The organism is Cupriavidus oxalaticus (assembly GCF_016894385.1).
Taxonomy (GTDB): Bacteria; Pseudomonadota; Gammaproteobacteria; order Burkholderiales; family Burkholderiaceae; genus Cupriavidus; species Cupriavidus oxalaticus.
The window spans coordinates 987,310-1,009,704 of the sequence record NZ_CP069812.1 but is presented as its reverse complement, the minus strand read 5'-3'; the positions used below and the strand labels follow the sequence as shown (position 1 = coordinate 1,009,704).

The window sequence follows — 22,395 nt, the reverse complement described above, 5'->3', positions numbered from 1 at the left end:
TCAGGCTTGCGAAGCAATGCGCTGCAGATGGCGCGTTTCGATCTGCTCGACCTCGGTGGCCGGCACGTAGTAGTCGATGTGGTCGTCGTTGCTGCGGTGGATGAACGCCCACACCATGCCCACCAGGCCAACGACGGCCATCCACCAGATATGCCAGGTCAGGGCAAAGCCGAACACCAGGCTGAAGGCACCGATGATGAAGCCCGCGCCCGTGTTCTTGGGCATGTGGATCTTCTCGTAACCTTCGGTCGGCAGGGTCTCGCCACGGGCCTTCATGTCGGAGAACGCGTCCAGGTCACGCACCACCGGGGTGTGCGCGAAGTTGTAGAACGGCGGCGGCGACGAGGTGGCCCACTCCAGGGTGCGGCCGCCCCACGGGTCGCCGGTCACGTCGGCCAGCTTCTTGCGGTCGCGGATCGACACGACGATCTGCAGCACCTGGAAGAAGATGCCCAGCGCCACGAACACCACGCCGACCACGGCCAGGTACAGCCACGGCGTCCAGGCCGGGTTGTCGGTGTGGTTCAGGCGGCGGGTCATGCCCATCAGGCCCAGCACGTACAGCGGCATGAAGGCGAAGTAGAAGCCGACCAGCCAGCACCAGAAGGCGCACTTGCCCAGGCGCTCGTTCAGCGTGAAGCCGAACGCCTTCGGCCACCAGTAGGTGATGCCGGCCAGGTAGCCGAACAGCACGCCGCCGATGATCACGTTGTGGAAGTGGGCGATCAGGAACAGGCTGTTGTGCAGCACGAAGTCCGCAGCCGGCACGGCCATCAGCACGCCGGTCATGCCGCCGATCACGAAGGTGATCATGAAGCCCAGCGTCCACAGCACCGGCGAGGTCATCTGGACCCGGCCGCGATACATGGTGAACAGCCAGTTGAAGATCTTCACCCCGGTCGGGATGGAGATGATCATGGTCGTGATGCCGAAGAACGCGTTGACGTTGGCGCCCGAGCCCATCGTGAAGAAGTGGTGCAGCCACACGATGAACGACAGCACCATGATGGCGGCGGTCGCGTACACCATGCCCTTGTAGCCGAACAGCTTCTTGCCCGAGAACGTGGCAATGACTTCAGAGAAGATACCGAACGCCGGCAGGATCAGGATGTACACCTCGGGGTGGCCCCAGATCCAGATCAGGTTCACGTACATCATGGCGTTGCCGCCACCGTCGTTGGTGAAGAAGTGCGTACCGGCGTAGCGGTCCAGGCCCAGCAGCGCCAGGGTCACGGTCAGCACCGGGAAGGCGGCCACGATCAGCACGTTGGTGCACAGCGCGGTCCAGGTGAACACCGGCATGCGCATCAGGGTCATGCCCGGGGCGCGCATGCGCAGGATCGTCACCAGGAAGTTCACGCCGGTCAGCAGCGTGCCCAGGCCCGAGATCTGCAAGCTCCAGAGGTAATAGTCCACCCCTACGCCGGGGCTGTAGTCCAGGCCCGACAGCGGCGGGTAGGCCAGCCAGCCGGTCTTGGCGAACTCACCGACGCCCAGCGAGACGTTGACCAGCATGGCGCCCGCCACGAACAGCCAGAACGACAGCGTGTTCAGGAACGGGAAGGCCACGTCGCGCGCGCCGATCTGCAGCGGCACGACCAGGTTCATCAGGCCGGTCATCAGCGGCATCGCCACGAAGAAGATCATGATCACGCCGTGGGCGGTGAAGATCTGGTCGTAGTGCTCGGGCGGCAGCACGCCGGTGGCGCCATTGGTGGCCAGCGCCAGCTGGGTGCGCATCATGACCGCGTCGGCAAAGCCGCGCAGCAGCATGATCAGGGCGACCAGGCAGTACATCACGCCGATCTTCTTGTGATCGACGGAGGTGAACCACTCGTTCCAGAGGTAGCCCCACTTCTTGAAATACGTGATCGCGCCCAGCAGCGCAGCACCGCCCAGGGCGACGCCGGCCAGCACGACCATGATGATCGGGTCATGAAACGGAATCGCCGACAAACTCAACTTGCCAAACATCATTGCTCCCAGGATTACGCGCCAGATACCACGGTGGCCAGCTTGGCCGGTGTGGTCATCGACAACTGCTCTTCACCGAGGGTGTTGCGCGACGTGCAGATCGGGCCGCCCTTGAAACCCTTGTCGGCCAGCGCGGTGCCGCTGTGGTCCATGTACTTGTGCAGGATGTTGTGGAAGAGCTGGTCTTCCACCTTGCCGTAGTACGTGACCGGCTCCTTCTCGCTGGGTTGTGCCAGCGTCTTGTAGCCTTCAACGCCCAGTTCGGTCGACGAGGCGCGCACCTTGGCGACCCATTCGTCGAACTCGTAGTTCGACATGGCGACCGCCTTGAACTTCATGCCCGAGAAGCCGCCGCCGCTGTAGTTGGCGGACACGCCGTCATACGAGCCGGCATGGTTGGCGATCAGGTGCAGCTTGGTCTCCATCCCCGCCATGGCGTACACCTGGCTGCCCAGTTGCGGGATGAAGAACGAATTCATGATCGAATCCGAGGTGATCTTGAAGTTCACCGGGGTGTCGACCGGGAAGGCGATCTGGTTGACCGTGGCGATCTTCAGCTCCGGATAGATGAACAGCCACTTCCAGTTCAGCGCGACCACCTCGACGGTGACCGGCTTCTTGTTCGATTCCAGCGGCTTGTACGGGTCCAGGTCGTGCGAGGACTTCCAGGTGATGATGCCCAGCGCGATGATGATCAGGCACGGGATCAGCCACACCACCACTTCGATCGCGGTCGAGTGCGACCAGTCCGGCTCATAGCGCGCCTTGGTATTGGACGCGCGGTACTTCCAGGCGAACACCAGCGTGAGCACGATCACCGGCACCACCACCAGCAGCATGAGCCAGGTGGCGATCAGGATGATGTTCTTGATGTCGACGCCGACCTGCCCTTTCGGGTCGAGCAGCGTCATGTTGCAGCCGGCCAGCAGGAGCAGGCCGAGGCAGGGCAGGAACCGCGTCCAACGCGGCAGTATGGGTTTCTTCATGTCACGACTGGTTTGGTTGCACCGCGCTTTGGGCAAAAGCGTGGCTAAACCGCCTGATGCTCGCGCAAGAGGCGTGGGGCTATGGGAAAACCGGAAGGACGTGTCCTTAGCTGGCGTTGCGGTCGGGCGGCGAATCTAACGCCGGAGGACCATGCGGCCTTGCAACGCCATGAACACGGAAGGACAACTGACTGCGCGCGCTGCAGGCCCTGTGGGACCTTGCCGGCGCTGCGGCACCTGGTGGCCGAAACCGCGAACGGTCCCGGCTCAGTACAGCGGCCGGGTAGCGTTGGAATACGAGGCTTTTGCACTTCCCGACGGACTTGCCATCAGAGACCTGGGAGCAAGCGCGGTTTTCGGCCGGGGAGCGCAACACGTAAAACATCGTGGGCGCGAATGTACCGCAACGCAACATTGAGGGTAAACCCAACGCCACAGAACACAGCGTTCAGATAAACGGACAATCATGTGCTGTCGTCGCATCGCAGCACTTGATTGTCGTCAAGATCACAATTTCGACAATAAATATGCACAAAGCCGCGCATTGGCGCGGCTTTGTGGGTGCGACATTTCTGTGTGGCATATTGTCGCAGTGCATCAGAACCTTTGTCGCAGCTCAACACCACACGGTGGATGTGGGGTCATCCATAGCGGCGGGAAATCGACTCCGCGACACATACCGGACGCTCGCTGCCCTCGCGCTCGATCGTCACCTCCCAGGTGGACTGGGCACCCACCAGCTCGGGCGACTTCGGCAGCGGATCGAGCCGTTCGACCTTGAGCAGCTTGATTCGTGCCCGCAATTTGCTGCCCACCGGCACGGGCGCGGTGAAACGCACGCGGTTCAGGCCGTAGTTGACGCCGATCTTCGACGGCATGTGCAGCGCGTTTTGCATGAACCTGGGCAGCAGCGACAGCGTCAGGAAGCCATGGGCGATCGGGGCGCCATAAGGCGACTCCTTCTTCGCGCGCTCCACGTCGACGTGGATCCACTGGTGGTCGCCGGTGGCCTCGGCGAACTGGTTGACCTGCTGCTGGGTCACCTCCATCCAGTCGCTGACCGCGACTTCCTGCCCTTGCAGGCCTTCCAGTTCTTCCAGCGTTGCGATGGTACGCATTTCGGTTGTCTCCTCGATGGGTGGGTGGATGTGTCGTTATGCGGGGCGTCGGCCGTACATGCCCATGCCCTTGACGGTGCAGACCAGCTCGCCGCGCTGGTTGGTGGCCTCCCACTGGGTATGCACGATGCCGCGGTCCGGCTTCGATTGCGAGGCTCGCGTGTCCAGCACGTTGAGTACCACGGTCAGCGTGTCACCGGCATAGACCGGCTTGATCCAGCGGATCTCGTCCACGCCGGGCGAGCCCATGCTGGCCGATTTGCCGGTGGTGCTCAGCACCAGCAGGCGCATCATGATCGAGCACGTCATCCAGCCGCTCGAGATCAGCCCGCCGTAGATGCTGTTGGCTGCGGCTTCCTTGTCGATATGGAACGGCTGCGGGTCGTACTGGCGGGCAAAGGCGAGGAGCTCTTCTTCGGTGACGACGTAGGAGCCCAGTTCGCGGCGGCTGCCGACTTCAAAGTCTTCGAAATACAGCATTGCTTGTCTCTCCGTCATGGATGGCGATGGCCTTGTCTTGAGGATGATCGCATGCGTGTCAGGGCGGAGCGTCCGTATTTGCCGAACCCGTCCCTAACAGCGCGCAAAGAAAAACCGCGCCAAGGCCTGTAGGCCCTGGCGCGGTCAGGATGTAAGACGCAAGCTGGCGCCGCCGGCGGACGCTCCCCTCTCCCGCACGCGGGAGAGGGGAGCCAACCGGCAGCATGCATGAGTCATGCGTCAGGCTGCTTCCTGGAACCCCGGCTGGGCGGCAAACCGGCCCAGGTGGTGATCCACGTCACCGAAGGTGGTGTTGATCAGCGTCAGCCGCTTGAACATATGCGCCGCCGGCAGTTCGTTGGTCACGCCCATGCCGCCGTGGATCTGCACCGCTTCCTGGCCGACCGTGCGCGCTGCCTGCCCCACGCGCGCCTTGGCGGCGGAGACGTAGCGGCGGCGCTCTTCCGGCGTGGCCTCTTCAAAACGGGCCGCGGCCAGCAGCGTGATCGAGCGCGACTGCTCGGCATGGATGAACATTTCGACCATGCGGTGCTGCAGCGCCTGGAAGCGCGCGATCGGCTGGCCGAACTGCTGGCGCGTCTTGGCGTATTCCAGCGTGGCGGCGTTGAGCGTGTCCATCACGCCCACGGCCTCGGCGCACAGCAGCACCGCGGCATAGTCGGCCACCTGCTCGACCAGCGCGAAGCCCTTGCCGGCGTCGCCCAGCAGTTGCGCCGGCGCATCCTGGAACGTGATGTCGGCCGCGCGCAGGTTGTCGATGGTGCGGTAGTCCTTGATGCTGACACCGGCGCCCCTGGCATCGACCAGGAACAGCGAGATGCCATCCTGGTCGGCATCGCCGCCGCTGCTGCGCGCCGACACGATCAGCTTGTCGGCCTGGCCGCCGTGCAGCACCACGGTCTTGCGGCCGTTGAGCTTGCCGTCGCGGGCGGTGACGCGCACGTTGTTCAGCTCATAGCGCGCCTGCGGCTCGTTGAAGGCCACGGCCAGCTTCAGCTCGCCGCCGGCGACCTGCTCCAGCAGCGCATCCTGGCCGCCGGCCAGGCCCAGTGCATAGGCACCCACCACGGTGGCCAGGTACGGCTCGACCACCAGGCCACGGCCCAGTTCCTGCTGCACCACCATCATGTCGAGCGCCTTGCCCGCGAAACCGCCCTGCGCTTCCGGCACCGGCAGCGCGGTCAGGCCGAGCTCGACCAGCGAGCCCCAGGCGGATTCGCCGTAGCCGGCAGCGCTCTCGTAATTCTTCTTGCGGTCCTCGAAACCGTAGTCCTTCTCGACAAAACGGCGGACGGCGTCGGCCAGTTGCTTCTGTTCGTCGCTGAGATTGAAGTTCATGTTACGTGTCTCCTCACAGCCCCAGAATCATCTGGCTGATGATGTTCTTCTGAATTTCGTTGGACCCGCCGTAGATGGAGGTCTTGCGATAGTTGAAGTAGTACGCGGCCAGCGGCGCGGCGTCGTCGTTGCCGGTCACCGCATGCTCGGTCTCGCACTCCAGGTAGGCCGTATCGAACGGCTGGGCGTACGGGCCGACGGCCTCGACCATCAGCTCGGTCAGCAGCTGCTGGATCTCGGTGCCCTTGATCTTGAGCATCGACGCCTCGGGACCGGGGCCCTTGCCCGCGGCTTCGCTCGACACCACGCGCAGCACGGTGATTTCCAGCGCCATCAGTTCGATTTCCAGCGCGGCCACCTTGGCGCCGAACACCGGATCCTCCAGCAGTGGCTTGCCGTTCTTCTGCTGCTGGCGCGCCACCCGCTTCAGGAAGCCCAGTTCGCGCTTGGAGTTGCCCACGCGCGCGATGCCGGTGCGCTCATGGCCGAGCAGGTACTTGGCGTAGGTCCAGCCCTTGTTCTCTTCGCCGACGCGGTTCTCGACCGGCACCTTGACGTTGTCGAAGAAGACCTCGTTCACTTCATGCTCTTCGTCGAGCATGATGATCGGGCGCACGGTGATGCCCGGCGTCTTCATGTCGATCAGCAGGAACGAGATGCCTTCCTGCTTCTTGGCTTCCGGGTCGGTCCGGACCAGGCAGAAGATCATGTCGGCGTGCTGGCCGAGCGTGGTCCAGGTCTTCTGGCCGTTGACGATGTAGTGCTTGCCGTCCGAGGTCAGCTCGGCGCGGGTCTTCACCGACGCCAGGTCCGAACCCGAGCCAGGCTCGGAATAGCCCTGGCACCACCAGTCGGTGCAATCCAGGATGCGCGGCAGGTAGTACGACTTCTGCTGCTCGTTGCCGTACTTCATGATCACGGGCGCCACCATGGCCACGCCGAACGGCAGCACGCCGGGTGCGCCGACGCGGGCGTTCTCCTCGTCCCAGATATGGCGCTGGGTGGCATTCCAGCCGGTGCCGCCGAATTGGACGGGCCAGTGCGGCGCCGACCAGCCCTTGCCGGCGAGGATCTTGTGCCAGCGCACCAGGTCGTCGCGGCTCGGGCGGCGGTGGTTGAGAATCTTGCTGCGGATGTCCGCCGGCAAGTTGGCTTCGAGCCAGCTACGCACTTCCTCGCGGAAGGCGTTGTCGGACGCCGAGTAGTTGAGATCCATGCCCGTCTCCATGATGATGCCGGCATCGTCTCAGGCTGCCGGCGGTTTGTTCTGCCTTGCGCGTCATGCGCCGACAGCAACGGGCACAGGACGCAATTCAGTGAGCCGTCTGCTTCAGCGCATCCGGCACGACAAGCGGGAAAGTCTCGATGCCCTCCTCGGCCAGCGCCTGCACTTCCTCTGGCGAAGCCGAGCCGCGGATGCCGCGTTCCGGCGCTTCGTCATAGTGCATGCGCCTTGCCTCCTCGGCAAAGCGGTCGCCAACGTCCTCGGTCTGAGCCAGCACCTGCTTCACTGCCTTCATGTACAGCGCTTGCAGTGTCGCCGGTGCCGCGGCGGTTGCCGCTTGCTGCGCCGGCCTGGCAGCGCCCTTCGGCGCAGTCGCGCCTGACAGGTTCAGGCGCGGCGCGCTGGGGAGCCGCGTCACGGCGTGGTCGCCACAGACCGGGCATTGGACGAGGTCGCGCGCGATTTGCGACTGCGCTTCTTCCTCCGAGGCAAACCAGCCCTCGAAACGATGGTCATGCGCGCAGCGCAGGTCGAGCACCTTCATGATCTTTCCAGCCCGTCAAAAGCTATATTATCCGCGAATCGAAATTTTGTGAACGGTCGTGCTAAATTTTCTCGAACGACCGTTCGGAGAACGAACATGCAGTTTTAGGCACATGCGCTCATCGCCTCCACACCCAGCTTAGCGCAGTGCGCGCCCCGCTGCCGGAGCGAGTCAGCGCGGCACCGCCTGCTCGCCCGGCTGCCAGGCGCCGGAAACGATTTTCTCCAGCCAGAAAGCGCCGATGATGGTCTTCACATCCGTGATGCGCCCGCTGCGCACCCAGTCGATCACCTGCCCCACCGGCGTGATGAACGTCTCCAGGAATTCGCCATCGTCCAGCTGCGCCTCGCCGTGCGTCAGGTCGCGCGCCAGGAAGATGTCGATAAATTCGGTCGAGTAAGAGATGACCGGGTGGATGCGCGTCAGGTAGTCCCAGCGCCTGGCCGTATAGCCGGTCTCTTCCTGCAACTCGCGTTCGCCGCAGCGTTGCGCGCCCTCTTGCGGATCGAGCTTGCCGGCGGGGAATTCCAGCATGACTTCGCCGACCGGATAGCGGAACTGCCGTTCCATCAGCACGGTGCCATCGTCGAACAACGGGATCATCATCACGGCGCCCGGATGCACGATGTACTCGCGCCCGGTCTGCTTGCCATCCGGCAGGCGGACGATGTCTTGCTTGAGGGTGAGGAACTTGCCGCGATGGACCGTGGCCGAAGCGACGCAGACTTCCTTCAGTGCGTCGTCGTTTCCGGCGGGGTCGGCAGGTGACTGGGTGCCGCGTTGGATCTTGTCGGTCATGGACGCTCCGGAGCAGGCAGGCCCGGCGCCGACAAGACCGGCTTCAGGCCGTGCGGTGTTTGACGAGGTATTGCCAGGTGAAGCCCGGGAAGGCGAACACCAGCATCATGCAGGCGGTGATGGCATAGAACTGCCAGCCCTGCGGGAAGGCATTGCCGAGGCTGGCCTCCACCGCGAAACCGGCGGCACCGGCCACCGCATACCAGACGATCAGCTCCAGCAGGCGCAGCCACAGCGGCTTGCGCGCCCACCGGAGCGGGATCACCATGAACAGGCGCTGGTTCACAAACGGCAGGTTCGCACTGACGAGTGCCAGCAGGATGACAAACCAGCCGCTTGCGGATGCGCTCATGGCGTATGGCTGGTCAGGAACCCAGGGTCGAGCGGATGGCCTGGTAGCACAGGTTCATCAGCGCGGCCGGGAAAATGCCCAGCACGATCACGGCGGCGCCGTTCAGGCTCAGCACCGAGCGCAGGCCGGCAGTCGCTTGCAGCTGCTCTTCGCCAGCCGGCTCATCGAAGTACATCAGCTTGACGATGCGCAGGTAGTAGAACGCGCCGATCAGCGAGAACATCACCGCAACCACCGCCAGCCAGCTCATGCCGGCCTTGACCACCGCATCCAGCACCGCCAGCTTGGCGTAGAAGCCCACGGTCGGCGGAATGCCGGCCAGCGAGAACATCATCACCAGCATCAGGAAGGCGAACCACGGGTTGCGGCGCGACATGCCCTTCAGGTCTTCCAGCGTCTCGGCCTCGAAGCCCTTCTTGGTGCGCAGCAGGATGATGCCGAAGGTGCCAAGCGTGGTCAGCAGGTAGGTCACCGAGTAGAACATCGACGCGCTGTACGCATCGGCGGCGCCATCAGTCTTGTTGGCCACGACGCCCGACAGCAGGCCCAGCAGCACGAAGCCCATGTGCGAGATGGTCGAGTACGCCAGCATCCGCTTCAGGTTGGTCTGGACGATAGCGGTCAGGTTGCCGATCGCCAGCGACACGATCGACAGCACCACCAGCATCATCTGCCAGTCATTGGCCAGCGGCAGCAGGCCTTCCACCAGCACACGGATGAACAGCGCAAACGCGGCAACCTTCGGGCCGCCCGCGATCAGCAGCGTCACCGCGGTCGGCGAGCCCTGGTAGATATCGGGAATCCACATGTGGAACGGTGCGGCACCGAGCTTGAACGACAGGCCGGCGACGATAAAGACCACGCCGAAGGCCAGCATCGTGGTGTTGATGCGGCCCGACTCGACCGCGCGGAACACCTCGCCCAGGTTCAGCGAACCGGTGGCGCCGTACATCATCGAGATGCCGTACAGCAGGAAGCCCGAAGCCAGCGCGCCCAGTACGAAGTACTTCATCGCCGATTCCGAGGTCACGCGCGATTCGCGGCGCAGCGCCACCAGCGCGTACGACGACAGCGACAGCAGTTCCAGGCCCAGGTACAGGGTCAGGAAGTTGTTGCCGGTGATCATCACGATCTGGCCGCCCAGCGTGAACAGCGCCAGCATGTAGAACTCGCCGGCGAACATGTCGCGGTCAGCCAGGTAGCTGCGCGTATAGACCAGCGTGATGAACAGGCCGGCCGCGCAGAACGCGGACAGCACGTTGGCCATCGGATCGATCACCACCAGGTTGGAGAACGCATAGTGCGTCTCGCCGGCAGCGGCGTTCATGCCGAACCAGACGGTCAGCACCGCCGTGGTCAGCAGCGACAGCGGGTAGGCCACGCTCTGCTTGCCCTTGCCCCGGGCCAGGTCGATCCAGTTGATCGCGGCGATGGCGATCGCCAGGAAGATGATCGGCGCCACGGGGGCGAGTGTCGAGGACGGTTGCATATTGATATCTCTCCCCGATTACAGCTTCGACTGCGCCGCGTGCTGCAGCAGGTTGACCACGGACGGGTGCATCACGTCGGTAAAGGGCTTCGGGTGCAGGCCCATGTACAGCGTCATGATGGCCAGCAGGCCGAGCATGACGAACTCACGCTTGTTCAGGTCGACCAGCTCGCGCACGTGCTGGTGCACGATGTCGCCGAAGATCACGCGCTTGACCATCCACAGCGAGTAGGCGGCGCCGAAGATCAGGGCGGTGGCAGCCAGCAGGCCGATCCAGAAGTTGAACTTGACGGCGCCCAGGATCACCATGAACTCGCCGACAAAGCCCGAGGTGGCCGGCAGGCCGCAGTTGGCCATCGCGAAGAAGACCGACAGCGCGGCGAACTTCGGCATGGTGTTCACCACGCCGCCGTAGTCGGCGATCTGGCGCGAGTGCACGCGGTCATACAGCACGCCGATACACAGGAACATGGCGCCCGAGATGAAGCCGTGCGAGATCATCTGGATGATGCCGCCTTCGACGCCGATGTCGCTGAAGATGAAGAAGCCCAGCGTGACGAAGCCCATGTGGGCGATCGACGAGTAAGCCACCAGCTTCTTCATGTCGGCCTGCACCAGTGCCACCAGGCCGATGTAGATCACGGCGATCAGCGAGATCGTGATGATGAACGGGGCCAGGTAGTGGCTCGCGTCAGGCGCGATCGGCAGCGAGAACCGCAGGAAGCCGTAGGCACCCAGCTTCAGCATGATCGCGGCCAGCACCACCGAACCGCCGGTCGGCGCTTCCACGTGGGCGTCGGGCAGCCAGGTGTGCACCGGCCACATCGGCACCTTGACCGCGAAGGCGACGAAGAAGGCAATGAAGATCGCGATCTGCTCGTTCATCGACAGCTTGGCCTGGTGCCATTGCAGGATGTCGAACGTGCCGGTCTTGTTGTACAGGTACAGCAGCGCGACCAGCGTCAGCAGCGAGCCCAGCAGCGTGTAGAGGAAGAACTTGAAGGCCGCGTACACGCGGTTCGGGCCGCCCCAGACGCCGATGATGATGTACATCGGGATCAGCGTGGCCTCGAAGAACACGTAGAACAGCATGCCGTCCAGCGCGCAGAACACGCCGATCATCAGGCCCGACAGGATCAGGAACGAGGCCATGTACTCGGCCACGCGCTCGGTGATCACTTCCCAGGCCGAGATCACCACGATCACCGTGATGAAGGCGGTCAGCACCACGAACCACATCGACAGGCCGTCGACGCCAAGCAGGTAGTGGATGCTGAAGCGCTCGATCCAGTTCGCCTTCTCGACGAACTGCATCGCCGCGGTCGTGCGGTCGAAGTGGAGTACCAGCGGCAGCGTGACAACAAAGCTGGCGATCGAGCCGAACAGCGACATCCACCGCACGAAGCCAGGGCTGCGGTCCGAGCCGAAGGCCAGGATCAGCAGGCCGAAAAAGACAGGCAGCCAGATTGAGAAAGACAGAACCATTTCTATGTTTTCCTTACTTGGTGCCTATCACTTGGTGCCGATCACGCCCGTGATCGTCAGCGTCAGCAGCACCAGCATGCCGACGATCATCGCGAACGCGTAGTGGTAGATATAGCCCGACTGCAGGTAGCGGCTGGCCGAAGCGAACGATGCCACCACGCGCGCCGCGCCGTTGACGAACAGGCCGTCGATCAGGCTCTGGTCGCCGCCCTTCCACAGGCCGGTACCGAGCAGGCGTGCGCCGCGGGCGAACACGGCCTGGTTGATGGCGTCCATGTAGTACTTGTTGTCCAGCAGCTTGTACAGGCCCGAGAAGCGGTTCTTGATCGCCTCGGGGATGTCCGGGCGCTTCATGTAGAAGAACCACGACAGCACCACACCGGCGATGGCCAGCCACAGCACGGGTGTGGTCAGCGAGTGCTGCGCCATCGCCACCCAGCCGTGGAAGGCTGCCTTCAGCTCGGCCATGGCGTGGTGGTTTTCGCCGACGAAGATCACTTCCTTGAAGGCGATGCCGTTCTTGAAGAAATCGCCGAACAGCATCGGCTCGATCGCGATGGCGCCGATAATCACCGACGGGATCGCCAGCAGCACCAGCGGCAGGGTCACCACCCACGGCGACTCGTGCGGCTTCTCGCCGGCGGCCAGGCCATGGTGATGGTCGAGCGAGACTTCCTCGTCCTCGTGGTCGCCCTCATGGTGCTGGTGCGCATGGTTCTGGCCCCAGCGCTCCTTGCCGTGGAAGACCAGGAAGTACATGCGGAACGAGTAGAACGCAGTCACGAACACGCCGGCTAGCACGGCGAAGTAGGCAAAGCCCGAACCGGCGATGTGCGACTCGGCCACGGCCTCGATGATGGAGTCCTTGGAGTAGAAGCCCGCGAAGAACGGCGTGCCGATCAGCGCCAGCGAACCCACCAGCGACGTGATCCAGGTGATCGGCATGTACTTGCGCAGGCCGCCCATGTTGCGGATGTCCTGGTCGTGGTGCATGCCGATGATGACCGAGCCCGCGCCGAGGAACAGCAGCGCCTTGAAGAACGCGTGGGTCATCAGGTGGAACACGGCCACCGAATAGGCCGACGCGCCCAGCGCCACGGTCATGTAGCCCAGCTGCGACAGCGTCGAGTACGCGACCACGCGCTTGATGTCGTTCTGGATGATGCCCAGGAAGCCCATGAACAGCGCGGTGATGGCGCCGATCACCAGCACGAACGACAGTGCGGCGTCCGACAGCTCGAACAGCGGCGACATGCGCGCGACCATGAAGATGCCGGCCGTCACCATCGTTGCCGCGTGGATCAGCGCGGAGATCGGGGTCGGGCCTTCCATCGAGTCAGGCAGCCAGACGTGCAGCGGAAACTGCGCCGACTTGCCCATCGCGCCGATGAACAGGCAGATGCACGCGACGGTGATCATCATCCAGTCGGTGCCCGGGAAAACCACGGTAGCCAGCTGGTCGCGCGCGGCGAATACTTCGGTGTAGTTCATGCTGCCGCTGTAGGCCAGCAGCAGGCCGATGCCCAGGATAAAGCCGAAGTCACCCACACGGTTGACCAGGAACGCCTTCAGGTTGGCGAAGATCGCCGTCGGGCGCGTGTACCAGAAGCCGATCAGCAGGTACGACACCAGGCCCACCGCTTCCCAGCCGAAGAACAGCTGCAGGAAATTGTTGCTCATCACCAGCATCAGCATCGAGAAGGTGAAGAGCGAGATGTAGGCAAAGAAGCGGTTGTAGCCGGGATCGCCGTCCATGTAGCCGACGGTGTAGATATGCACCATCAGCGAGACGAAGGTCACCACGACCATCATCATCGCCGTCAGCGAATCGACCAGGAAGCCGACCTCCATCTTCAGGTCGCCGATGGCCATCCACTCGTACACGGTGCCGTTGTAGCCGGCGCCGTTCATCACGTCGAGCAGCACCATCACCGACAGCACGAAGGAAATGGCCACGCCGAGGATCGTCGAGGTGTGGGCCACGATCCGGCCGCCGCGCGACTCCGAGGAAAACAGGCCAAAGAACTTGGTACCGAACAGGCCGGCGATCGCTGAGCCGGCTAGCGGCGCCAGCGCAATCGCGAGCAGCAGGTTGGGGTTGAGCGTGGTTGCCATAGGACGCTTATTGGTGTGCGGTCGGTGAGTCTTGGTTATCTGCGTAGTGCGGCACGGATCAGTACTTCAGGGTGTCCATGTCGTCCACGTTGATCGTATCCAGGTTGCGGAACAGCACGACCAGGATTGCCAGACCGATTGCCGACTCGGCGGCGGCCACCGTGAGGATGAAGAAAACGAAAACCTGACCAGCCAGGTCGCCCAGGTAATGCGAGAAGGCGACGAAGTTGATGTTCACCGCAAGCAGCATCAGCTCGATCGCCATCAGCAGCACGATCACGTTCTTGCGGTTCAGGAAGATGCCGACGATGCTGATCGCAAACAGGATCGCACCGAGCACGAGGAAGTGGGCGAGAGAGAGCACAGCGTTTCTCCGGGCTTTAGTTCTTATTGGCGGCAGCCGCGGCTTCCGTCTGCGGGTTCTGGACTTCGGCCTGCATCGGCACCAGGCGCACGCGCTCGTCGCGGCGGGTACGCAGCTGCGCCGACACGTCCTGGGCCTTGGTGTCCTTGCGGCGGCGCAGGGTCAGCGCCACGGCGGCGATGATGGCCACCAGCAGGATGATGCCGGCCACTTCGAAGGCGTAGATATAGTCGGTGTAGATCAGCTTGCCGAGCGCGGCGGTGTTCGAGTAGCCCGGCTCCTGCGAACCGCTGGCGACCACCGGCGTGGTGGTGCCGATGAAGCTGCGCACCAGCACGATCGCCATCTCGGCGATGATCAGCGCGCCCACCACCGAGGCCATCGGCACGTAGGTCCAGAAGTCGCGGCGCAGGTGCTCGATATCGATATCGATCATCATCACCACGAACAGGAACAGCACCATCACCGCGCCGACATAGACCAGCACCAGCAGGATGGCGAGGAATTCCGCCTTGAGCAGCATCCAGATCGCGGCTGCCGTGAAGAACGACAGCACGAGGAACAGTGCGGAGTGCACCGGGTTCTTCGCAGTGATGACTTTCAGTGCGGAGAGCACCAGCACCAGCGCAAAGACGTAGAAGATGGTGGTCGTGAGTTCCATGGTTCCTATCGGATCCTCTCAGGGCCGTCCGGCACAAGCCATCCCCTTCGGGTGACCCGCTCCTGCGGCATCCTTGCTTTGACCCCTCACATCGGAGGGATCGTATTCAAATTCGGTGGCAGCGGCTGCCAGGCGTGGTACTGGCGGCAGCCCTGCCGTGTGGCGCGTGCGCCGGTCAGCGATACTTGGCGTCGGCGGCCTTGGCCGCCGCGATCTGCGGCTCGTAGCGGTCGCCCACTGCCAGCAGCATGTCCTTGGTGAAGTACAGATCGCCGCGCTTCTCGCCGTGGTACTCCAGGATCTGCGTTTCCACGATGGCGTCGACCGGGCAGGCCTCTTCGCAGAAACCGCAGAAGATGCACTTGGTCAGGTCGATGTCGTAGCGGGTGGTACGGCGCGTGCCGTCGTTGCGCACATCCGACTCGATGGTGATGGCCAGCGCCGGGCACACCGCCTCGCACAGCTTGCAGGCAATGCAGCGCTCTTCGCCGTTGGGATAGCGGCGCAGCGCGTGCAGGCCACGGAAGCGCGGCGAGATCGGCGTTTTCTCTTCCGGGAACTGGACGGTGACCTTGCGCGCGAAGAGATAGCGGCCGGTCAGCGCCATGCCCTTGAAGAGTTCCTTCAGGAGCAGGCTGTTGAAGAAGTCCTTGATGGCGAGCAGCATGACGATTGCTTCCTAGTATTTCCACGCGGTGCGCGCTCTGCCGTGTTGCAGGCGGCGCACCGTCGCTTGGCTGTTCAGGGCCAGATGTTCCACGGCGACTTGATCCAGATCGCCACGATGATCAGCCACACCACGGTCAGCGGAATGAACACCTTCCAGCCCAGGCGCATGATCTGGTCATAGCGATAGCGCGGGAACGAGGCACGGATCCAGATAAAGACCGACAGCAGCAGGAAAACCTTGATCAGCAGCCAGAAGAAGCCGGGGACCGCGTTGGTGATCACGCTCGAGAACGGAGGCGCCCAGCCGCCCAGGAACATCAGCGCGGTCATCGCCGAGATGATGATCATGTTGATGTACTCGGCCAGGAAGAACAGCGCGAAGCCCATGCCCGAATATTCGATCATGTGGCCGGCCACGATTTCCGATTCGCCTTCCACCACGTCGAACGGGTGGCGGTTGGTTTCGGCCACGCCCGAGATGAAGTAGACGCCGAACATCGGCAGCAGCGGCAGCCAGTTCCACGACAGGATGTTGATGCCCATGTCGGCGAAGTAGCCCGTGTTCTGGCCGTTGACGATGGCCGACAGGTTCAGGCTGCCGGCAACCATCAGCACCGTCACCAGCGCAAAGCCCATGGCGATTTCATAGGACACCATCTGGGCGGCGGCACGCATGGCGCCGATGAAGGCGTACTTGGAGTTCGAGGCCCAGCCGGCCAGGATCACGCCGTAGACGCCGACCGAGCTGATCGCCATCACGTACAGCAGGCCGGCGTTGACGTCCGCCATCACCACTTCGGCCTGGAACGGGATCACGGCCCAGACCGCCACGGCAGGCATCAGCACCATCAGCGGCGCGATCAGGTACATGCCGCGGCTGACCTGCGTCGGCATCATGACTTCCTTGAGCAGCAGCTTCAGCACGTCGGCGATCGGCTGCAGCAGGCCGAGCGGGCCGACGCGGTTCGGGCCGAGACGCACGTGCATCCAGCCGATCAGCTTGCGCTCCCACAGGATCAGGTAAGCCACGCACAGCAGCAGGGGCACCACGATCAGCACGGCGCGGATCAGGATCCACAGCGGCGTCCAGTACGCGCCCAGCACGCCCTGCCCTTGCGAGGTAATCCAGTCAATCATGTCTTCTTCTCGCTCTTGTTCTTACGCCGTGGCCACGGCGCCGGTGGTGGCCGCTGCCAGGTCGATGGCCTTCTCTACGGTGACCGTGCCGAACATGCCGCCCAGGCTCATGGCCGCCGGCGTTGCCGCCGGCACGCGCACGGTGTTGGCCGGCAGCGTGGCTTCGAGCACGGCCGGCAGCACCACGCTGCCCTGCCCTTGCGTGACGCGGACCGGGTCGCCCGACTGGATGCCCAGGCGGGCAAACAGGTCGGCCGGCAGCGCGATCTGCATGGCGCGGCGCGCGGCAGCGGTCAGCTGCAGCGAGTCGGCGCGGCGCACGATCGGGTCGGCGTGGTAGATAGGCACGTCGGCGATGCGTTCGATGCCGCTGGCAGCCGCGGCGGCAACGCGGATCGGCGCGTCGGTGGCGTTGTCCAGCTGTGCCTCGACCGGGGCCGACAGCACTTCGGCACGGACCGACTCGGCGGTTTCGTAGTCGAAGCCGGCGACGTCGAGCAGGTTGCCCAGCACGCGCAGCACCTTCCAGCCCGGACGCGACTCGCCCAGCGCGCGCACCACGCCGTTGAAGCTCTGCGCCTTGCCTTCGCAGTTGACGAAGGTGCCGGAGGTTTCGGTGAACGGCGCGACCGGCAGGATCACGTCGGCGTACTGCATGGCCGCTTCCGAACGGAACGGCGACAGCACCACCACCGTGTTGGCCTGCGACAGCGCGGCCAGGGCCTTGCCCGGATCGGCGGTGTCGAATTCCGGCTCGGTGTTCAGCAGGATGTAGGCCTTGCGCGGCGCGTCCAGCATCGCCTGCGCATTGGCGCCGCCCTGCTTCGGCAGCGCGCCGGCGATGTAGCCGCCGACGGTGTTGGCCGCTTCGGTCAGGAAGCCCAGCGTCGCACCGGTCTCTGTGGCGATCCACTGTGCCAGCGCATGCAGCGCCGAGAACTGCGGATGGCGCACGGCCTCGTTGCCGAGGAACACGGCACGGCGCTCGCCCTGCAGCAGCGCTTCCGCCACCTTGGCGGCAGCTTCGCCACCGTCGAGACCATCGGTGCCGGCCGGGGCGGCGACGCCCTTGGCGGCGGCCACGGCACGTGCCACGCCGGCCAGTGCGGCGGTCCAGCCGGACGGCGCCACGTCGATGCGGGTCGCCGGCATCAGCAGGTCTTCACCGCCGGCGCCCAGCACGGCCACGCGGGCACCTTTCTTGGTCGCCTGGCGCAGGCGCGAGGCCAGCAGCGGATGATCCTTGCGCAGCGACGAGCCGATTACCAGCACGCGTTGCAGCGCGGTGACGTCGGCCACCGGCAGGCCGAGCCACGGCGCGCCCTTCAGCGCGGCCGAGAAGTCGGACTGGCGCAGGCGGAAGTCGACGTTGTCGCTGCCCAGGCCACGCACCAGCTTGCCCAGCAGGAACAGCTCTTCCAGCGTGCTGTGCGGGCTGGCCAGCGCGGCGATCTGGTCGGCGCCATGCTCGCGCTTGATGCCGGCCAGGCCATTGGCCACGTATTCCAGCGCCGTCTGCCAGTCGGTTTCCATCCATTCGCCGCCCTGCTTCAGCAGCGGGCGGGTCAGGCGGTCGGCACTGTTCAGGCCTTCATACGAGAAACGGTCCTTGTCCGAGATCCAGCACTCGTTGATGTCTTCGTTTTCCAGCGGCAGCACGCGCATCACGCGCTGGTTCTTGGTCTGCACCACCAGGTTCGCGCCCAGGCCGTCGTGCGGCGACACCGATTTGCGGCGGGCCAGTTCCCAGGTGCGAGCCGAGTAGCGGAACGGCTTGCTGGTCAGCGCGCCGACCGGGCACAGGTCGATCATGTTGCCCGACAGTTCCGAGTCAACGGTCTTGCCGACGAAGGTGGTGATCTCCGAATGCTCGCCGCGGTTGAGCATGCCCAGCTCCATCACGCCGGCCACTTCCTGGCCGAAGCGCACGCAGCGGGTGCAGTGGATGCAGCGGGTCATCTCCTCCATGGAGATCAGCGGGCCCACGTTCTTGTGGAACACCACGCGCTTCTCTTCCTTGTAGCGCGACTCCGAGGCACCGTAGCCCACGGCCAGGTCCTGCAGCTGGCACTCGCCGCCCTGATCGCAGATCGGGCAATCCAGCGGGTGGTTGATCAGCAGGAATTCCATCACGGACTTCTGCGCCTTGACGGCCTTCTCCGAATTGGTGAAGACCTTCATGCCGGGGGTCACCGGCGTGGCGCAGGCAGGCAGCGCCTTCGGGGCCTTCTCGACCTCGACCAGGCACATGCGGCAGTTGGCCGCGATGGACAGTTTGCGGTGGTAGCAGAAGTGCGGGATGTAGGTGCCCAGCTTGCGGGCCGCTTCCATCACCAGGCTGCCCTCAGCAACCTCAACCTTCTTGCCGTCGATCTCTAGTTCAACCATGTTCTGCCACGCTTAGATGTAGGCCGGAACCATGCACTGCTTGTGTTCGACGTGATATTCGAACTCTTTCCAGTAGTGCTTGAGCATGCCGCGGACCGGCATCGCCGCGGCATCGCCGAGCGCGCAGATGGTGCGGCCCATGATGTTTTCCGCGACGTTGTTGAGCAGGTCCAGGTCTTCCTGGCGCCCTTCTCCGTGTTCGATGCGATTGACCATGCGGTACAGCCAGCCGGTGCCTTCGCGGCACGGCGTGCACTGGCCGCACGATTCCTCAAAATAGAAGTACGACAGGCGCAGCAGCGAGCGGACCATGCAGCGCGTCTCGTCCATCACGATCACCGCGCCTGAGCCCAGCATCGAGCCGGCCTTGGCGATCGAGTCGTAGTCCATGTCGGACGCCATCATCAGGTCGCCCGGCACCACCGGCGCGGACGAGCCGCCCGGGATCACGGCCTTGATGCGCTTGCCGCCGCGCATGCCGCCGGCGAGCTCCAGCAGCTTGGCGAAGGGCGTGCCCAGCGGGATCTCGTAGTTGCCGGGACGCTCGACGTCGCCCGAAACCGAGAAGATCTTGGTGCCGCCATTGTTCGGCTTGCCCAGCTTCAGGTAGTTTTCCGGGCCGACGGCCAGCAGGAACGGCACCGCGGCGAAGGTCTCGGTGTTGTTGATGGTGGTCGGCTTGCCGTACAGGCCGAAGCTGGCCGGGAACGGCGGCTTGAAGCGCGGCTGGCCCTTCTTGCCTTCCAGCGATTCCAGCAGCGCGGTTTCCTCGCCGCAGATGTAGGCGCCATAGCCATGGTGGGCGTGCAGCTGGAAGCTGAAGCCCGAGTCCAGGATGTTGTCGCCCAGGAAGCCGGCGGCACGCGCCTCTTCGAGGGCTTCCTCGAAGATCTTGTACTCGTTCCAGATCTCGCCGTGGATGTAGTTGTAGCCCACGGTGATGCCCATCGCGTACGCGCCGATGGCCATGCCCTCGATCAGCGCATGCGGGTTGTAGCGGATGATGTCGCGGTCCTTGAACGTGCCAGGCTCGCCCTCATCGGTGTTGCAGACCAGGTATTTCTGACCCGGGAACGTGCGCGGCATGAAGCTCCACTTCAGGCCGGTCGGGAAACCCGCGCCGCCGCGGCCGCGCAGGCCCGATGTCTTGACGTCGGCGATCACCTGCTCGGGCGGGATCTTCCCGGTCAGGATGCGCTTCAGTTGCTGGTAGCCGCCACGCTTGACGTAGTCTTCCAGGTGCCAGTTCTTGCCGTCCAGGCCGGCCAGGATCAGCGGCTGGATATGGCGGTCGTGCAGGCTGGTCATGTTACTTGCCCCCCTTGGCGGCTTCAGCCTTCAACTCGTCGACAAGCGCGTCGAGCTTGTCGTCGCTCATGAAGCTGCACATGCGGGTGTTGTTGACGATCATCACCGGTGCGTCGCCGCAAGCGCCCATGCACTCGCCCTCTTTCAGGGTGAAGCAGCCGTCAGCGGTGGTCTCGTTGTAGTCGATCCCGAGCTTGCGCTTCAGGTACTCGCCAGCGCGCTCGCCGCCCGACAGGGCGCACGGCAGGTTGGTGCAGACGGCGAGCTTGAATTTGCCCACCGGCCTGGTGTCGTACATGTTGTAGAAGGTCGCCACCTCTTCCACCCACACGGGCGGCATCTCGAGGTAGTTGGCGACGAACTGCATGACTTCGGGGGAAACCCAGCCCACCTCGCCCTGTGCCACGGCAAGCGCCGCCATCACGGCCGACTGCTTCTGGTCGGCCGGATACTTCGCGATCGCGCGATCGATTTCCTTGAGAGCTTCTGCTGATAGCATGGTCATTGCAGTAAAACGGCGGAGGCAGCGCCACTGGGCGTCCATCCGCAGGTTTGCAGCCGTCGCTGCCGTTCCGCCGGCGGGCCTTAGGCCTTGCCGGTCCGCCGCAGGTCTTCCGGGCCGCCCCGCCCGGCGGAGCCCCTCGGAAAGCGCCCGGATCGTCGTCCGGGCCGGCGGTCCGTGATTAGCGGTCGATCTCGCCGAAGACGATGTCTTGCGTGCCGATGATCGTTACCGCGTCAGCAATCATGTGTCCCTTGGCCATTTCGTCCAGCGCGGCCAGGTGCGGGAAGCCGGGCGCACGGATCTTCAGGCGGTACGGCTTGTTCGCGCCGTCCGAGATCGCGTAGATGCCGAACTCGCCCTTCGGGTGTTCCACCGCTGCGTACGCTTCGCCTTCGGGCACGTGAATGCCTTCGGTGAACAGCTTGAAGTGGTGGATCAGTTCTTCCATGTTGGACTTCATGTCCACGCGCGAGGGCGGCGCCACCTTGTGGTTATCGGTGATCACCGGGCCCGGGTTGCGGCGCAGCCATTCGATGCACTGCCTGATGATGCGGTTGGACTGGCGCATCTCTTCCACGCGCACCAGGTAGCGCGCGTAGCAGTCGCCGCCCACGCCCACCGGCACGTCGAAGTCCATCTTGTCGTACACCTCGTACGGCTGCTTCTTGCGCAGGTCCCACTCGATGCCCGACCCGCGCAGCATCGGGCCGGTAAAGCCCATCTGCAGCGCACGTTCCGGGCTGACCACGCCGATGTCCACCAGGCGCTGCTTCCAGATCCGGTTGTCGGTCAGCAGGGTCTCGTACTCGTCGACGTACTTCGGGAAGCGGTTGGTGAAGTCCTCGATGAAGTCCAGCAGCGAGCCCGAACGCGCTTCGTTCATCGCCTTGATGGCGCGCTCGTTGTGGATCTTCGAGGCACGATATTGCGGCATCGTGTCAGGCAGGTCGCGGTAGACGCCGCCCGGACGATAGTAGGCCGCGTGCATGCGCGCGCCCGACACCGCCTCGTACATGTCGAACAGGTCTTCGCGCTCGCGGAAGGCGTACAGGAACACCGCCATCGCGCCCACGTCGAGTGCGTGCGCGCCGATCCACATCAGGTGGTTCATGACGCGGGTGATCTCGTCGAACATCACGCGGATGTACTGCGCGCGGACCGGCACTTCCAGGCCGAGCAGGCGCTCGATCGCCATCACGTAGGCATGCTCGTTGGACATCATCGACACGTAGTCGAGACGGTCCATGTAGGGCACGCTCTGGATCCACGACTTCTGTTCGGCCAGCTTCTCGGTGGCACGGTGCAGCAGGCCGATATGCGGGTCGGCGCGCTGGATGACTTCGCCGTCCAGCTCGAGCACCAGGCGCAGCACGCCGTGCGCGGCCGGGTGCTGCGGGCCGAAGTTCAGGGTGTAATTCTTGATGTCTGCCATGGCGCG

General features: G+C 64.2%; 20 protein-coding genes. All 20 read right to left on the bottom strand.

The window, feature by feature from the left end:
- The 20 genes from cyoB to JTE92_RS16895 all read right to left on the bottom strand — a co-directional run bounded on the left by cyoB (position 1) and on the right by JTE92_RS16895 (position 22,389).
- Positions 1 to 1,974: a cytochrome o ubiquinol oxidase subunit I gene (gene cyoB / locus JTE92_RS16990; RefSeq protein ID WP_063241518.1), complete on the bottom strand. Its 1,974-nt coding sequence runs from the start codon at positions 1,972 to 1,974 to the stop codon at positions 1 to 3.
- 14 nt (positions 1,975 to 1,988) lie between these two features.
- Positions 1,989 to 2,960, bottom strand: coding sequence for a ubiquinol oxidase subunit II (cyoA, locus tag JTE92_RS16985; protein ID WP_063241488.1), 972 nt, complete (start codon positions 2,958 to 2,960; stop codon positions 1,989 to 1,991).
- A 641-nt stretch (positions 2,961 to 3,601) separates the two neighbouring features.
- Entirely contained in the window at positions 3,602 to 4,078 is a 477-nt protein-coding gene (locus JTE92_RS16980) for a MaoC family dehydratase (RefSeq protein ID WP_063241487.1), read from the bottom strand.
- 36 nt (positions 4,079 to 4,114) lie between these two features.
- Positions 4,115 to 4,558, bottom strand: a complete 444-nt coding sequence (locus tag JTE92_RS16975) for a MaoC family dehydratase (RefSeq protein ID WP_063241486.1) — start codon at positions 4,556 to 4,558, stop codon at positions 4,115 to 4,117.
- Between the two features lie 240 nt (positions 4,559 to 4,798).
- Positions 4,799 to 5,917: an acyl-CoA dehydrogenase family protein gene (locus JTE92_RS16970; protein WP_063241485.1), complete on the bottom strand. Its 1,119-nt coding sequence runs from the start codon at positions 5,915 to 5,917 to the stop codon at positions 4,799 to 4,801.
- 13 nt (positions 5,918 to 5,930) lie between these two features.
- Positions 5,931 to 7,133, bottom strand: coding sequence for an acyl-CoA dehydrogenase family protein (locus JTE92_RS16965; RefSeq protein ID WP_063241484.1), 1,203 nt, complete (start codon positions 7,131 to 7,133; stop codon positions 5,931 to 5,933).
- A gap of 97 nt (positions 7,134 to 7,230) precedes the next feature.
- Positions 7,231 to 7,686 (bottom strand): DUF1178 family protein, encoded by a 456-nt coding sequence (locus JTE92_RS16960; protein ID WP_063241483.1) that lies wholly within the window; start codon positions 7,684 to 7,686, stop codon positions 7,231 to 7,233.
- 171 nt (positions 7,687 to 7,857) lie between these two features.
- Entirely contained in the window at positions 7,858 to 8,484 is a 627-nt protein-coding gene (locus tag JTE92_RS16955; RefSeq protein ID WP_063241482.1) for an NUDIX domain-containing protein, read from the bottom strand.
- Positions 8,485 to 8,527: 43 nt separating this feature from the next.
- Positions 8,528 to 8,836, bottom strand: a complete 309-nt coding sequence (locus JTE92_RS16950) for a DUF2818 family protein (protein WP_063241481.1) — start codon at positions 8,834 to 8,836, stop codon at positions 8,528 to 8,530.
- A 13-nt stretch (positions 8,837 to 8,849) separates the two neighbouring features.
- Positions 8,850 to 10,325 (bottom strand): NADH-quinone oxidoreductase subunit NuoN, encoded by a 1,476-nt coding sequence (gene nuoN, locus JTE92_RS16945; RefSeq protein WP_063241480.1) that lies wholly within the window; start codon positions 10,323 to 10,325, stop codon positions 8,850 to 8,852.
- A gap of 18 nt (positions 10,326 to 10,343) precedes the next feature.
- Positions 10,344 to 11,810 (bottom strand): NADH-quinone oxidoreductase subunit M, encoded by a 1,467-nt coding sequence (locus JTE92_RS16940; RefSeq protein WP_063241479.1) that lies wholly within the window; start codon positions 11,808 to 11,810, stop codon positions 10,344 to 10,346.
- A gap of 27 nt (positions 11,811 to 11,837) precedes the next feature.
- Positions 11,838 to 13,925 (bottom strand): NADH-quinone oxidoreductase subunit L, encoded by a 2,088-nt coding sequence (gene nuoL / locus JTE92_RS16935; protein WP_063241478.1) that lies wholly within the window; start codon positions 13,923 to 13,925, stop codon positions 11,838 to 11,840.
- Positions 13,926 to 13,983: 58 nt separating this feature from the next.
- The gene (gene nuoK / locus JTE92_RS16930; protein ID WP_029044763.1) at positions 13,984 to 14,289 is read right to left on the bottom strand and encodes an NADH-quinone oxidoreductase subunit NuoK; all 306 of its coding nucleotides are present in this window, start codon (positions 14,287 to 14,289) and stop codon (positions 13,984 to 13,986) included.
- A 16-nt stretch (positions 14,290 to 14,305) separates the two neighbouring features.
- Positions 14,306 to 14,950 carry an NADH-quinone oxidoreductase subunit J gene (locus JTE92_RS16925; RefSeq protein ID WP_063241477.1) on the bottom strand — a complete coding sequence of 215 codons (645 nt, stop codon included), beginning with the start codon at positions 14,948 to 14,950 and terminating at the stop codon, positions 14,306 to 14,308.
- Between the two features lie 175 nt (positions 14,951 to 15,125).
- Entirely contained in the window at positions 15,126 to 15,617 is a 492-nt protein-coding gene (gene nuoI / locus JTE92_RS16920; RefSeq protein ID WP_022534067.1) for an NADH-quinone oxidoreductase subunit NuoI, read from the bottom strand.
- A gap of 74 nt (positions 15,618 to 15,691) precedes the next feature.
- Positions 15,692 to 16,756 carry an NADH-quinone oxidoreductase subunit NuoH gene (nuoH, locus tag JTE92_RS16915; protein WP_063241476.1) on the bottom strand — a complete coding sequence of 355 codons (1,065 nt, stop codon included), beginning with the start codon at positions 16,754 to 16,756 and terminating at the stop codon, positions 15,692 to 15,694.
- Between the two features lie 21 nt (positions 16,757 to 16,777).
- On the bottom strand, positions 16,778 to 19,144 hold the full coding sequence (nuoG, locus tag JTE92_RS16910) for an NADH-quinone oxidoreductase subunit NuoG (protein ID WP_063241475.1): 2,367 nt from the start codon (positions 19,142 to 19,144) through the stop codon (positions 16,778 to 16,780).
- 12 nt (positions 19,145 to 19,156) lie between these two features.
- Entirely contained in the window at positions 19,157 to 20,452 is a 1,296-nt protein-coding gene (gene nuoF / locus JTE92_RS16905) for an NADH-quinone oxidoreductase subunit NuoF (RefSeq protein WP_063241474.1), read from the bottom strand.
- Between the two features lies 1 nt (position 20,453).
- Positions 20,454 to 20,951, bottom strand: a complete 498-nt coding sequence (gene nuoE, locus JTE92_RS16900) for an NADH-quinone oxidoreductase subunit NuoE (protein WP_063241517.1) — start codon at positions 20,949 to 20,951, stop codon at positions 20,454 to 20,456.
- A 184-nt stretch (positions 20,952 to 21,135) separates the two neighbouring features.
- Complete coding sequence (locus JTE92_RS16895; RefSeq protein ID WP_063241473.1) at positions 21,136 to 22,389, bottom strand: NADH-quinone oxidoreductase subunit D; 1,254 nt, start codon at positions 22,387 to 22,389, stop codon at positions 21,136 to 21,138.
- Between the last annotated feature and the right edge of the window lie 6 nt (positions 22,390 to 22,395).

What these genes read in the sequence shown, in the direction of transcription:
- cyoB (WP_063241518.1), bottom strand. Translation starts at nt 1,974, where the DNA reads ATGTTTGGCAAGTTGAGTTTGTCGGCGATTCCGTTTCATGACCCGATC.
- cyoA (WP_063241488.1), bottom strand. Translation starts at nt 2,960, where the DNA reads ATGAAGAAACCCATACTGCCGCGTTGGACGCGGTTCCTGCCCTGCCTC.
- JTE92_RS16980 (WP_063241487.1), bottom strand. Translation starts at nt 4,078, where the DNA reads ATGCGTACCATCGCAACGCTGGAAGAACTGGAAGGCCTGCAAGGGCAG.
- JTE92_RS16975 (WP_063241486.1), bottom strand. Translation starts at nt 4,558, where the DNA reads ATGCTGTATTTCGAAGACTTTGAAGTCGGCAGCCGCCGCGAACTGGGC.
- JTE92_RS16970 (WP_063241485.1), bottom strand. Translation starts at nt 5,917, where the DNA reads ATGAACTTCAATCTCAGCGACGAACAGAAGCAACTGGCCGACGCCGTC.
- JTE92_RS16965 (WP_063241484.1), bottom strand. Translation starts at nt 7,133, where the DNA reads ATGGATCTCAACTACTCGGCGTCCGACAACGCCTTCCGCGAGGAAGTG.
- JTE92_RS16960 (WP_063241483.1), bottom strand. Translation starts at nt 7,686, where the DNA reads ATGAAGGTGCTCGACCTGCGCTGCGCGCATGACCATCGTTTCGAGGGC.
- JTE92_RS16955 (WP_063241482.1), bottom strand. Translation starts at nt 8,484, where the DNA reads ATGACCGACAAGATCCAACGCGGCACCCAGTCACCTGCCGACCCCGCC.
- JTE92_RS16950 (WP_063241481.1), bottom strand. Translation starts at nt 8,836, where the DNA reads ATGAGCGCATCCGCAAGCGGCTGGTTTGTCATCCTGCTGGCACTCGTC.
- nuoN (WP_063241480.1), bottom strand. Translation starts at nt 10,325, where the DNA reads ATGCAACCGTCCTCGACACTCGCCCCCGTGGCGCCGATCATCTTCCTG.
- JTE92_RS16940 (WP_063241479.1), bottom strand. Translation starts at nt 11,810, where the DNA reads ATGGTTCTGTCTTTCTCAATCTGGCTGCCTGTCTTTTTCGGCCTGCTG.
- nuoL (WP_063241478.1), bottom strand. Translation starts at nt 13,925, where the DNA reads ATGGCAACCACGCTCAACCCCAACCTGCTGCTCGCGATTGCGCTGGCG.
- JTE92_RS16925 (WP_063241477.1), bottom strand. Translation starts at nt 14,950, where the DNA reads ATGGAACTCACGACCACCATCTTCTACGTCTTTGCGCTGGTGCTGGTG.
- nuoI (WP_022534067.1), bottom strand. Translation starts at nt 15,617, where the DNA reads ATGCTGCTCGCCATCAAGGACTTCTTCAACAGCCTGCTCCTGAAGGAA.
- nuoH (WP_063241476.1), bottom strand. Translation starts at nt 16,756, where the DNA reads ATGATTGACTGGATTACCTCGCAAGGGCAGGGCGTGCTGGGCGCGTAC.
- nuoG (WP_063241475.1), bottom strand. Translation starts at nt 19,144, where the DNA reads ATGGTTGAACTAGAGATCGACGGCAAGAAGGTTGAGGTTGCTGAGGGC.
- nuoF (WP_063241474.1), bottom strand. Translation starts at nt 20,452, where the DNA reads ATGACCAGCCTGCACGACCGCCATATCCAGCCGCTGATCCTGGCCGGC.
- nuoE (WP_063241517.1), bottom strand. Translation starts at nt 20,951, where the DNA reads ATGCTATCAGCAGAAGCTCTCAAGGAAATCGATCGCGCGATCGCGAAG.
- JTE92_RS16895 (WP_063241473.1), bottom strand. Translation starts at nt 22,389, where the DNA reads ATGGCAGACATCAAGAATTACACCCTGAACTTCGGCCCGCAGCACCCG.